This window comes from Aliiroseovarius salicola (assembly GCF_027891095.1).
Lineage (GTDB): Bacteria > Pseudomonadota > Alphaproteobacteria > Rhodobacterales > Rhodobacteraceae > Aliiroseovarius > Aliiroseovarius salicola.
In genome coordinates, this window is sequence record NZ_JAQIIO010000006.1 from 234,342 (window position 1) to 245,973 (window position 11,632).

Here is an 11,632-nt window from a genome sequence, read left to right on the forward strand (position 1 = left end):
ACAAATCTGGGAGGACAACATGAACGCATTTATCTGCGATGCTGTACGCACCCCTATCGGGCGTTTCGGCGGTGCATTGTCAGGCCTGCGCGTTGACGATTTGGCTGCACTTCCAATCAAGGCATTGATGGATCGCAATCCGGAACTTGATTGGACGGCTGTGGATGATGTGATCTATGGCGATGCAAATCAGGCAGGTGAAGACAACCGTAATGTTGCCCGTATGGCCGCCCTTCTGGCTGGTCTGCCGATAGATGTCCCAGGCACCACTGTGAACCGGCTGTGCGCCTCAGGCATGGATGCGGTTGGCATGGCCGCACGCGGTATCAAAGCCGGTGATTATGATCTGTGCATCGCGGGCGGTGTGGAAGGCATGAGCCGCGCCCCCTTCGTGATGCCCAAAGCTCACGCCGCCTTTTCTCGCGCTAATGCGGTCTATGACACCACTATTGGCTGGCGTTTTGTGAACAAGGCGATGGATGCGACACACGGCACCCACTCCATGCCGCAAACCGCTGATAATGTGGCAGATGAATACCAGATCAGCCGCGAAGATCAGGACGCTTTTGCTGCCCGCAGCCAAGCCCGCTGGCACGCCGCGCATGAAGCTGGTATCTTTGCTGACGAGATCATACCCGTTGCCATTCCCCAACGAAAAGGCGACCCTTTGATTGTCGACACGGACGAACATCCACGCCCCGGCACCAGTGCCGAGAAACTCTCGGGGCTCAAAGGCGTGAACGGGTCAGAAAAGACCGTGACTGCGGGGAATGCATCCGGTGTGAATGACGGCGCGGCTGCAATGATTGTCGCCTCAGACGCAGCCGTCGAAAAAAATAACCTCACGCCAATGGCCCGTGTTGTCGCAATGCAGGCAGCCGGGGTGGAACCTCGGATTATGGGCATTGGTCCGGTACCAGCCACCCGCAAGGTTCTGGCCAAGGCTGGGCTGACCATCGAACAGATGGATGTGATTGAACTGAACGAGGCATTTGCCTCACAGGGGCTGGCCACTCTGCGTGAGCTGGGTGTGGCTGACGATGCGCCTCATGTGAACCCAAACGGGGGCGCGATCGCTCTTGGGCATCCACTTGGCATGTCCGGCGCACGCCTTGTTCTGACCGCAGCCTATCAGCTTCAACGTACCGGTGGTCGCTATGCGCTCTGCACCATGTGCGTGGGGGTTGGCCAAGGTGTAGCGCTTATTCTCGAAAGGATCTGACGATGTATGCACAGATGATCAAAACCGCCCGTTCTGGCGTGAAGAACCGCGAGGAAATGTCTGATCAGGAACGAGAATTCCAAGATCGCATTGATCGCGACGAAAAGATTGAACCAAAGGATTGGATGCCAGATGACTACCGCGCAACCCTGATCCGTCAAATGGGACAGCACGCGCATTCTGAAGTGGTCGGCCAACTTCCGGAAGGAAACTGGATTACCCGCGCACCCACATTGGAGCGAAAGGCCATCCTGCTTGCGAAAGTGCAGGACGAGGCTGGCCATGGTCTTTACCTCTACTCCGCCGCGGAAACCCTTGGTGAAAGCCGGGATGAACTGGTGCGACTGCTTCATGAAGGCCGGATGAAATACTCGTCAATCTTCAACTATCCCACCCTGAACTGGGCTGACATTGGTGCAGTGGGCTGGCTGGTCGATGGAGCCGCGATCGTGAACCAGGTGGCACTGCAACGCACCTCTTACGGCCCGTATAGCCGCGCGATGATCCGCATCTGTAAAGAAGAAAGCTTTCACGCCCGCCAAGGCTATCACGCAATCATGCAAATGGCCTTTGGCACGCCGGCGCAGAAGGCTATGGCGCAGGATGCCGTCAACCGTCTCTGGTTCCCGGCGATCATGATGTTTGGGCCAAATGACAGCGAGTCTACGCACTCCGAACAGTCGATGGCATGGAAAATCAAAGTGAAATCCAACGACGAGCTGCGCCAGCAATTTGTAGACCAAACCGTACCGCAGATCGAATATCTCGGCCTCGACCTGCCGGATCCGGGCATCAAGTGGAACGAGGAGCGGGGTCATTACGATTTCTCGGACCCGGACTGGAATGAATTTTTCGACGTGATCAAGGGCAATGGCCCCTGCAATGTCGACAGACTGAAAGATCGGGTGGATGCCTGGGAAGACGGCGCATGGGTGCGTGACGGTCTTCTGGCACATGCCCGCAAGAAATCCGCGCGAACCGCAGCAGAATAAGGGAGAAATCAGATGAGCAACGAATGGCCCCTTTGGGAAATCTTCATCCGCGGTCAGCATGGGATGAGCCACCGTCACGTTGGCAGCCTGCATGCCCCCGACGCGGAAATGGCGATCAAGAACGCCCGCGACGTCTATACCCGCCGTAATGAAGGCGTGTCGATCTGGGCGGTGGAAGCCGTACATATCGCGGCCTCCAGCCCGGAAGAAAAAGGACCGCTCTACGAGCCGTCTAATTCCAAGGTCTATCGCCACCCGACCTTTTTCGACATTCCGGACGAAGTGGGGAGCATGTGATGGCCGATCAGGACCAACTGTTTCAGTTCCTCCTGCGCTTGGGCGACAACACCTTGGTGCTGGGGCATCGCGTCAGTGAGTGGTGTGGCCATTCGCCGGTGCTGGAGGAAGATATTGCGCTTGCGAACACCGCGCTTGATATGATTGGCCAGACCCAACTGTGGCTTGGACTTGCTGGCGAAGTTGAGGGCAAGGGCCGATCAGCAGACGATCTGGCGTTCCTGCGCGACGTCTGGGATTTCCGCAATGTGCTGCTGGTCGAGCTGCCTAATGGTGATTTCGGCCGGACCCTGATGCGCCAGTTCCTGTATGACGCCTGGTCGCAAATCATGCTGTCCAAACTGGCCTCTTCGTCAGATGATCGGATCGCCGCCATCGCAGAGAAAGCGTCGAAAGAGGTGGCCTATCACGTAGAACGTTCCGGCGACACGGTGATTGGTCTGGGTGACGGTACCGAGGAAAGCCACACGCGAATGCAAGCCGCCCTCGATTACCTCTGGCCCTATGTGGGTGAGATGTTCCAAAGCGACGAGGTGGACGGCGCCATGGTCGCCGCAGGCATTGCCCCGGACCCGACTTCTTTGCGGGAAGAATATGACGCCAAGGTGCAGTCGGTGATGAGTGAGGCCACCCTGACGATCCCCGGCAGTAAATACGCCCATAAAGGCGGTCGCACCGGATACATGCATACCGAGCACCTCGGTCACATGCTGTGTTCCATGCAATGGCTGCAACGGGCCTATCCGGGGGCCAGCTGGTAATGCCCCAGCCTGCGGTTGATACGATCTGGACCTGGCTTGATCAGGTGCCCGACCCAGAGATCCCGGTGATCTCTCTGGTCGATCTGGGCGTGATCCGGGACGTGCGTTGGGAAGGTGATATGCTTCATGTTGCCGTCACCCCAACCTATTCCGGCTGCCCAGCCACCTCGATCATCAACCTCGATATCGAAACCGCGTTGCGCGACCGCGGGATCACTCGGCTGGAGCTGCATCAACAGCTCTCGCCGGCCTGGACCACTGATTGGCTTAGCGAAAAGGGAAAGGCGAAGCTGGAAGAATACGGCATCGCCCCACCCTCGCCCAAAGGCCAACCGGAGCGTTGCCCGAATTGTGGCAGCCATGATCTGGAAAAGACTAGCCAATTCGGCTCCACCCCGTGCAAGGCGCTTTGGAAATGCAAAAGCTGCCTTGAACCCTTCGACTATTTCAAGTGCATCTAGGAGAGACCCATGGCGCGCTTTCACAAACTGACTGTGACTGACATTCAAAAGACCATCCGCGATGCGGTGGTGGTAACGCTGACCCCGGATGAGCCGGAGAGTTTTAACTTTACACAAGGTCAGTACCTGACCTTCCGTCGCGATTTTGACGGGCAGGAACTGCGCCGCAGCTATTCGATCTGTGCGGGCAAGGACGATGGAATCCTGCAAGTGGGCATCAAACGGGTTGATGGTGGGGCCTTCTCGACCTGGGCCAATGAAGATCTGTCCGCCGGTGACACGATTGAGGCGATGCCGCCGATGGGCAATTTCCACACACCAATCGAGCCGGAAGTGGCAAAATCCTATCTAGGATTTGCCGGCGGATCTGGCATCACCCCGGTCCTGTCGATCATCAAGACCACGCTGGCCCGTGAATCGCAGTCCGACTTCACGCTGGTCTACGCCAATAAATCCGTAAACACCATTATGTTCCGCGAGGAGCTTGAAGACCTAAAGAACCGCTATATGGGGCGTTTCACCGTGATCCATGTGCTGGAAGCGGATACGCAGGAAATTGACCTCTTTACCGGTTTGGTGGACGAGGAAAAATGTGCCCTGCTCTTCAAGCAATGGATCAATATCAAATCCATTGACACCGCGTTCATCTGCGGCCCCGAGCCGATGATGCTTGGGATCGCCAAATCCCTTCGGAACCACGGGCTTGCGGACAGCCAGATCAAATTTGAACTTTTTGCCTCTGCCCAACCCGGCCGGGCCGCGAAAAAAGCGGTGTCCAGTAGCGCCAGCTCCGGGACAGGAACCGAAGCCGTCATCACACTTGATGGATCCGCGCGAACAATCACCATGGATGCCGACACCTCAATCCTAGATGCGGCACTGGCCGAAAACATGGACGCGCCTTTCGCCTGCAAAGCCGGTGTCTGCTCCACCTGCCGCTGCAAGGTGCTGGAAGGTGATGTGGACATGATCGCGAACCACGCGCTCGAGGATTACGAGGTGGAAAAAGGCTATGTGCTTTCCTGTCAGGCCTATGCCAAATCCGACAAAGTTGTCGTTGATTATGACCAATAATCATAGACTTGCACGTCATACTTAAGGAGGGATTGTCATGAGCGAAATGAGCATCACCGACTATCTGGCAAAAGGTGGCCAACTAACCAGCCCCATCAACGTTCCTGCCCGCTATCGGGCCGAACTCATGCGGCTCATGGCCTCATTTGTCGACAGTGAACTCGCTGGCGCTGCGGGCTTTGCCGACATGATCAACTCTGGTCCCGGTATCAAGGAACGCATTGCTGCCGCCAAAATCGTGCTGGAAAAGACCGACAATGCCGACAAAGTCCTCAAGATCATGGGGGAGTTTGGCGCAAATACCGACCGTTATGCCACGCATCACCCTTGGACCGACCGCTTGGATCGAAACGCGGCTGTCGGCGCGACACGCAATGCCCAAGACATGCGTCTATCCGTATTCAACTATCCGCTGACCACATGGCAAGATGCGGTGGTCATGAACATGCTGATGGGGCTTGCTGTAGGTGTGCAGCTCAGCGAACTGAGCCGCGTTTCGTATCAGCCCCTCGCCGAAGCCTTCCGGGAGATTACTCCGATTGAGGTTAATCATACCGATTTGGCCATCGAGGGGATCGAACACATACTGGCAAAAGGCACCAGCAAAGAAGTTCTGCAGGATTCTGTGAACTATTGGTGGCCGCTTGTGGATGCAAGCTTTGGGCAGGCCGTGTCGACACGCGCCAAACAACTTACTCAATTTGGTCTTCGCCATTCCACCAATACTGAACTGCGCGAAAAATGGGACAAGCTCGCATCTGACCAGCTGGACGCGCTTGGCCTGACAGCCCCTTAAACGAAGAATTCAAAGTTACTTCCCGGTCCCGAAAGGACAGAGACATGACGATCATGAAAATCGCCAGCTTTGCCGCTGGCCAGTGGGTTGCACCCGGCCCAAACGCACGCCCAATCCATTCTGCAATCTCCGGTGCGCAAATCGCCGAAGCGGGTGGTGCTGCACTTGATATGCAGGCCATGCTTGAGTTTGGCCGTAATGTGGGTGGCCCAAACCTGCGCAAAATGGGTTTTCATGATCGGGCTAAGATGCTCAAGGCGCTGGCGATGCATCTGGGGAAGCGTAAACAGGAACTCTATGACCTCAGTTTCGACACAGGTGCCACCCAATCCGACCACATGATCGACATTGACGGAGGTATTGGCACTGTATTTGTCTTCGCCTCCAAAGGCCGTCGCGAAATGCCTGATGGCGACATTTATATCGATGGTGACATCGAGCAGCTCTCGCGCAATGGCACCTTCCTTGGAATGCATATTGCCACGCCTCTTCAAGGGGTTGCGGTACATATCAACGCGTTCAACTTCCCGGTCTGGGGGATGTTGGAGAAACTCGCACCTACCCTCCTCGCAGGTGTGCCCGCCATCGTAAAACCTGCCACGGCGTCCTGCTATGTGACTGAGGCCTGCGTTCGCATCATGCTGGAAAGTGGCATTCTTCCTGAAGGCGCCTTGCAGCTGATTTCCGGCGGCACCGGTGACCTTCTGGATCGTCTCGGCGCGCAGGATGTGGTGAGCTTTACGGGATCAGCACAAACAGCATCGATGTTGCGGTCAAATCCGAATATCCTGAAAAATTCGGTGCGGTTTGTTGCCGAACAGGACAGTCTGAACGCATCCATTCTGGGTCCAGACGTAGAACCCGGAAGCTCGGAATTTGACCTCTTTATCAAAGAAATACACCGCGAAATGATCACAAAAGCGGGACAGAAATGTACCGCGATCCGACGGATCATCGCTCCGGAGACACACGTACAGAATGTGATTGAGGCGCTTTCGGCACGGCTTGAAAAAACCGTGATTGGAGATCCACGCGCAGAAGATGTTCGTATGGGGGCACTTGTTTCAGCCGGTCAGAAGCAGGATGTGCTGGAAAAGGCGGCCCTTATTGGTACTGAATCCGCGCTTGTCTACGGCGACCCCGACGACAGTAGCTTCACCGGGGAAGTGGACGCAGGAGCGTTTCTGAAACCCATGCTGTTCCACTGCCAATCACCGGATTCAGCAACTGTCGTGCATTCCACCGAAGCCTTTGGTCCGGTCTCGACCATCATGGGCTATCGCGATATCCCCCACGCGATTGAACTCGCCAATAAAGGTGAAGGCTCGCTTGTGGCATCCGTCATCACCGCATCAGGCGACGTGGCGCGAGAAATGGCGCTGGGTGCAGGTGCCTTCCATGGACGGCTGTATTTCAACAACGCCACATCAATGAAAGAGTCGACCGGACATGGTTCTCCCCTGCCTCATATGGTGCATGGTGGACCGGGCCGAGCTGGCGGCGGCGAAGAGATGGGTGGTGTGCGTGGGGTGCTTCACTATATGCAACGCACCGCAATTCAGGGCAGCCCGGATATACTGACCGCAATTGGCAATCGCTGGGTGCCGGGGTCTACGGAAATCGAAGGTCCATCCCATCCGTTCACACGCAAATTCGGTGAACTGTCGATTGGTGAGACTTTGCACACCAAACCACGCGAAGTCACACTGGAGGACATCGAACAGTTTGCGCATTTCACCGGTGACACTTTTTATGCCCATATGGACAGCGACGCGGCCAAGCGAAACCCGTTCTTCCCGGATCGTGTGGCACATGGATATCTTCTGTTGAGTTTTGCTGCGGGCCTCTTTGTGGAACCCAATGAAGGTCCGGTCCTGGCCAATACCGGGCTTGATAACTTACGTTTCATGAAGCCGGTAGAGGCAGGCGACAGCATGAAGGTGCGCTTGACCGTGAAGGCAAAAACCCGGCGCACAGACGAATATGGTGAAGTTCGCTGGCATGTGACTCTGACCAATCAGAACGATGAACTCGTGGCCGAATACGAGCTTCTGACCATGAACGCTTACTGAATAGGCCTCGGCCGGAACAGTTTACAGCTCATTTTATTGATAAGCCCGCCCTGCCCGGCGGGCTTATTTCAATTGAACCCATTGTTGCAATTTGTTCAAAAACACCATCAGTCGCGCCCGTTTTCATTGCAGATTTCGAAACAACGCCTGTTTCTCGCCACACTTCGGCCATCATCCTCGGTTTACTAAGAATTAGGTTCTTCCCATTCGTTGAGTGGGGAGTTCTGATAACCGGTTCATAATACGCGAGAAAACGATGGCATACGGATCAAAACGAAAAAGTTTCTCCTTTTGGAAACGTGAAGACGGCGGGGTAACCATCGAAGCCGTTCTCTGGGTTCCGATGTTTGTCATCATCTTGGCCATGATTGCGGATGTATCCCTTGTTTTCTTCCGACAATCCACCATTCTTCGCACAGTTCAGGACGCAAACCGGGCGTATTCGATCGGTCGTATTACCAGTGAAGAAGCAACAGCAAAATATGTCACTGACTCGCTTGCAACTTTGTCTTCCACGGCCACTGCGACCACAACCCAATCGTTAGGGATCGTTCAGACCACTGCCAGCGTTCCCGTTTCTGATCTCACAGCCGTAGGCGTGTTTAATTTCTTGAGCGGATACAACATCGGTGTATCCGCGCGACACTACATTGAATACTGAGGGTGATGTCATGAGCAAATTTCGACTTCTGAAATCATTTGTCAAAGACGAGGATGCTGCGCTTACAATTTTCGGATTGTATATCTTCGCAACGTCGGTGGTCTTGTCCGCCATTGCCATCGACGTAAGCCGTCTTATTCAAGCCTACACTCAACTGCAGATCACTGCAGACGTTGCCGCCCATGCGGCCCTCTACTCTCGTGATACCAACACAGCTGAACAAGCCAAGTTGGATGCTCTTGCAGTGGTAGAACACTCAATGCCAAAAGCTCAATTTGGTGAGATCATCACGGCAGACGACATTCAGTTCGGCCAATTCGACTATACAGATGGCAGCTTCACCGTTTCGCCAAATTCACGAAAATCGGTTTTGTTGGAGACGTCTCGTCTGACGGAAAACGGCAACCCGGTTAGGACCGTTCTTCTATATCTCGTTGGCCTTGCCAACGTTGATCTAAAAGTTGAAAGCGTGTTTACCACCTATCGCCCGATTTGTTTCCGGGAAGGTATCGTAGGACAAGACGAGGTGGACATTCAGTCGAACAATGCCTTTTCAAACGGGTTTTGCATGCATTCGAACGACTACATCTCGATGAATAACAACAACTTGTATGAAGAAGGCACCTTTGTCTCCATGCCCGATCTGGCGAATTTTGATTTGCCAAATTCGGGGTGGGAAACAAATTCCGGTCTTCAAAATGCCACGCTAGAGGGCAGCTATCGAATCCGGATCATCAACAAGCTTGAAAGCATCATAAATGGGCTGATCACCGGCGATACAGAAGTGATCCCGAGCTATATTAATCCTAACTTGCCGGTAATCAATATGGCTCCAAAAACCGGTAAAGGTTTAAGCATGAGTGATCTGACACCTGGTCGCATTCACTATGTTGATTGCCATGCGAACGGCGTGCTCAAATTCTATGACGGTGACGGAACTACGAAAATGGCGGTCTCCGAGGTGGTTGTTGTGTCACCATGCGAGATCCAGTTTGGTCAAGAACTTCACCTCGAAGACGCTATCATCGCCAGCACGAACCCATACATTAAGTCCATTACTTCCAGCTCAAATTTGCAGGTCGGACGGGATGACAATTGTCTGCCTGACGGGAGTGCCCAGATTTTGACGCTTGGCGGAATGGAATTCAGCGCCGGCCTGAGTATTTTCGGAAGCCAATTGCTGGCCAAGAAAGACATTACGTTCACCGCGAATGCGGATGGTATTCATGGGGCGTCAATTGTCTCGGGCGGATCGGTAAGCGGCACGTCAAACATGGATATGGGGTTTTGCGGCTCAGGTATGGATAACAACTTCGAAGCCGAGTATTTCCGCCTCGCACACTGACCCCCGCCCTACTGGGGTCGGCAACCCACCAATATCATACACTAAATTAGGTAAGCAGGTGCGTCAGGAGAACTGGCGCACCTAGCACGATTCGAACGTGCGACCTCTGCCTTCGGAGGGCAGCGCTCTATCCAGCTGAGCTATAGGTGCGTTGCGGTTGGTATATGGCAAGCGGTTGAGGCCTGCAATATGAAAAGGGCCGCCCATTGGCGACCCTTTCCGATTTTTCTGAGGTTCTGAAACGATTAACGCTTCGAGAACTGGAAGCTCTTACGGGCTTTGGCTTTACCGTATTTCTTACGCTCAACAACGCGCGAGTCACGGGTCAGGAAGCCGGCAGCTTTCAGAGCGCCACGTAGCGAGGGTTCGTAAAGCTGCAGAGCTTTCGAAATGCCGTGCTTCACAGCACCAGCCTGGCCCGACAGGCCGCCGCCTTTAACGGTGGCGTAAACGTCGAATTCACCCAGAACACCAGCAACTTCGAACGGCTGGCGCAGGATCATCTGCAGAACCGGGCGTGCAAAGTACACGTTCACGTCGCGACCGTTTACCTCGACCTTGCCGGAGCCCGGCTTGATCCAGACACGGGCAACAGCGTCTTTACGCTTACCGGTGGCATAGGCGCGGCCCAGCTCGTCACGGACAGGCTCACGGGGGGCAGCTACTTCTACAACAGCTTCGGTGCCTTCGACGACAGCGTTCAGCTCATCAAGCGATTTGATCTCTTCGGTCATGATCAGCCCTCACGCGTGTTTTTAGGGTTCATGGATTTGACGTCCAGCACTTCGGGGCTCTGGGCCTCGTGGGGGTGCTCGGCGCCGGCGTAGATGCGCAGGTTGGTCATCTGCTGACGGCTCAGTTTGCCGCCTGGCAGCATGCGCTGCACGGCTTTGGTCAGCAGACGCTCGGGGTGGTCACCCTCGAGGATCTGACCAGCGGTGCGCGACTTGATGCCACCCGGGTAACCGGTGTGCCAGTAGTGCACTTTGTCGGTGCGCTTCTTGCCGGTCATTTGTACTTTGTCCGCGTTGATCACGATGACATTGTCACCCATGTCCATGTGCGGAGTGAACGAGGCTTTGTGTTTGCCACGAAGACGCATTGCGATGATCGAAGCAAGACGGCCCAGAACAACGCCTTCGGCGTCGATCAGGATCCACTTTTTGTCGATATCTGCAGGCGTTGCAGAGAAGGTTTTCATTGATTCAGCCCTAATTGGGTTTCGGATGGGGTGGTTTTAGTGATTTTTACGCACGGGTCAAGCACCAATATCGGCGTTATAGTCAACAAATTCAATGCGTTATAAATATGGTATTATTTTACCCCACAAAACCCACTACACCTCTTTCCTGCTGAAACTTAAGCAGAAGATCACAACTGAACTAAATTATTTCCTCAGAATTCAACGGGTTATGTAGCGTTCCAGTTGTTCGATCACAAATCTTTGACTGCTGATGGTGCTTTTGACCAGGTCACCAATTGAGATGATCCCGACCAGTTCCTCGCCTTCCATGACCGGAAGATGGCGCACAGCTTTTTCCGTCATAAGTGCCATCGCTTCATCCACCGTGTGATCGGGCGTCACGTAAACCACACGGGTTGACATGATGTCGCCTACTTTAGTCTTCGGAGAGGATCGTCCTTTCAGGAACACGTTTCGGGCATAGTGTCGTTCGGTCACGATACCGACCAGTATTCCCTCATTCAACACAACCAAGGAACCGACATTCTTGTCCGCCATGAGCTGGATGGCGTCTAGAACGGTATTATCGGGACCAACTGAAAAAACGTCATGCCCTTTATCTCTGAGAACTTGTTGTAAAATCGTCATTTCTTCACCTTTCAGTAAGAATGCTCGATCTACTTGTTATTATCGCAATCGCTGCAAACACTGATCAGCCCCACTTAAGTGGTCCAGTTTGAATGTTAGTGCATGATTGGCCTCGGTTCC

Annotated in this window: 14 protein-coding genes and 1 tRNA gene; 10 read left to right on the forward strand and 5 right to left on the reverse strand. The window is 54.3% G+C overall.

The features are described from left to right. Positions 1-19 precede the first annotated feature (19 nt). From pcaF to paaZ, 8 genes are read left to right on the forward strand one after another with little or no spacing between them, the layout of a single operon-like run. Positions 20-1,222, forward strand: coding sequence for a 3-oxoadipyl-CoA thiolase (pcaF, locus tag O2N63_RS12860; RefSeq protein ID WP_271054678.1), 1,203 nt, complete (start codon positions 20-22; stop codon positions 1,220-1,222). 2 nt (positions 1,223-1,224) lie between these two features. Beyond that, complete coding sequence (paaA, locus tag O2N63_RS12865) at positions 1,225-2,214, forward strand: 1,2-phenylacetyl-CoA epoxidase subunit PaaA (RefSeq protein ID WP_271054679.1); 990 nt, start codon at positions 1,225-1,227, stop codon at positions 2,212-2,214. Positions 2,215-2,226: 12 nt separating this feature from the next. Beyond that, the gene (gene paaB / locus O2N63_RS12870) at positions 2,227-2,511 is read left to right on the forward strand and encodes a 1,2-phenylacetyl-CoA epoxidase subunit PaaB (RefSeq protein WP_271054680.1); all 285 of its coding nucleotides are present in this window, start codon (positions 2,227-2,229) and stop codon (positions 2,509-2,511) included. After that, positions 2,511-3,272 carry a 1,2-phenylacetyl-CoA epoxidase subunit PaaC gene (gene paaC, locus O2N63_RS12875; protein WP_271054681.1) on the forward strand — a complete coding sequence of 254 codons (762 nt, stop codon included), beginning with the start codon at positions 2,511-2,513 and terminating at the stop codon, positions 3,270-3,272. Before paaB ends, paaC begins: the two co-directional genes overlap by 1 nt. Continuing rightward, a complete protein-coding gene (gene paaD, locus O2N63_RS12880; RefSeq protein WP_271054682.1) occupies positions 3,272-3,733 on the forward strand; it encodes a 1,2-phenylacetyl-CoA epoxidase subunit PaaD in 462 nt (153 codons plus the stop codon). The genes paaC and paaD overlap by 1 nt, the downstream gene beginning before the upstream one ends. 9 nt (positions 3,734-3,742) lie before the next feature. After that, entirely contained in the window at positions 3,743-4,807 is a 1,065-nt protein-coding gene (paaE, locus tag O2N63_RS12885) for a 1,2-phenylacetyl-CoA epoxidase subunit PaaE (protein WP_271054683.1), read from the forward strand. Positions 4,808-4,844: 37 nt separating this feature from the next. Next, on the forward strand, positions 4,845-5,603 hold the full coding sequence (locus O2N63_RS12890) for a Phenylacetic acid catabolic protein (protein WP_271054684.1): 759 nt from the start codon (positions 4,845-4,847) through the stop codon (positions 5,601-5,603). Positions 5,604-5,647: 44 nt separating this feature from the next. Further along, entirely contained in the window at positions 5,648-7,675 is a 2,028-nt protein-coding gene (paaZ, locus tag O2N63_RS12895; RefSeq protein WP_271054685.1) for a phenylacetic acid degradation bifunctional protein PaaZ, read from the forward strand. Positions 7,676-7,703: 28 nt separating this feature from the next. Here the strand turns inward: paaZ and O2N63_RS12900 are convergent, their stop codons facing one another. Next, entirely contained in the window at positions 7,704-7,850 is a 147-nt protein-coding gene (locus O2N63_RS12900; RefSeq protein ID WP_271054686.1) for a hypothetical protein, read from the reverse strand. Positions 7,851-7,931: 81 nt separating this feature from the next. Between O2N63_RS12900 and O2N63_RS12905 the strand changes: the two genes are divergently transcribed. Both O2N63_RS12905 and O2N63_RS12910 read left to right on the forward strand, forming a co-directional pair. After that, on the forward strand, positions 7,932-8,336 hold the full coding sequence (locus O2N63_RS12905; RefSeq protein ID WP_271054687.1) for a TadE/TadG family type IV pilus assembly protein: 405 nt from the start codon (positions 7,932-7,934) through the stop codon (positions 8,334-8,336). A 10-nt stretch (positions 8,337-8,346) separates the two neighbouring features. Further along, the gene (locus tag O2N63_RS12910) at positions 8,347-9,681 is read left to right on the forward strand and encodes a TadE/TadG family type IV pilus assembly protein (RefSeq protein WP_271054688.1); all 1,335 of its coding nucleotides are present in this window, start codon (positions 8,347-8,349) and stop codon (positions 9,679-9,681) included. Between the two features lie 73 nt (positions 9,682-9,754). On the opposite strand, the gene O2N63_RS12915 is transcribed toward O2N63_RS12910, so the two are convergent. From O2N63_RS12915 to O2N63_RS12930, 4 genes are all read right to left on the reverse strand, one after another. Beyond that, positions 9,755-9,831, reverse strand: a tRNA-Arg gene (locus tag O2N63_RS12915). A 95-nt stretch (positions 9,832-9,926) separates the two neighbouring features. Then, positions 9,927-10,415, reverse strand: coding sequence for a 30S ribosomal protein S9 (gene rpsI / locus O2N63_RS12920; protein ID WP_271054689.1), 489 nt, complete (start codon positions 10,413-10,415; stop codon positions 9,927-9,929). A 2-nt stretch (positions 10,416-10,417) separates the two neighbouring features. Beyond that, positions 10,418-10,882 carry a 50S ribosomal protein L13 gene (rplM, locus tag O2N63_RS12925; RefSeq protein ID WP_271054690.1) on the reverse strand — a complete coding sequence of 155 codons (465 nt, stop codon included), beginning with the start codon at positions 10,880-10,882 and terminating at the stop codon, positions 10,418-10,420. 201 nt (positions 10,883-11,083) lie between these two features. Next, entirely contained in the window at positions 11,084-11,512 is a 429-nt protein-coding gene (locus O2N63_RS12930; protein ID WP_271054691.1) for a CBS domain-containing protein, read from the reverse strand. Between the last annotated feature and the right edge of the window lie 120 nt (positions 11,513-11,632).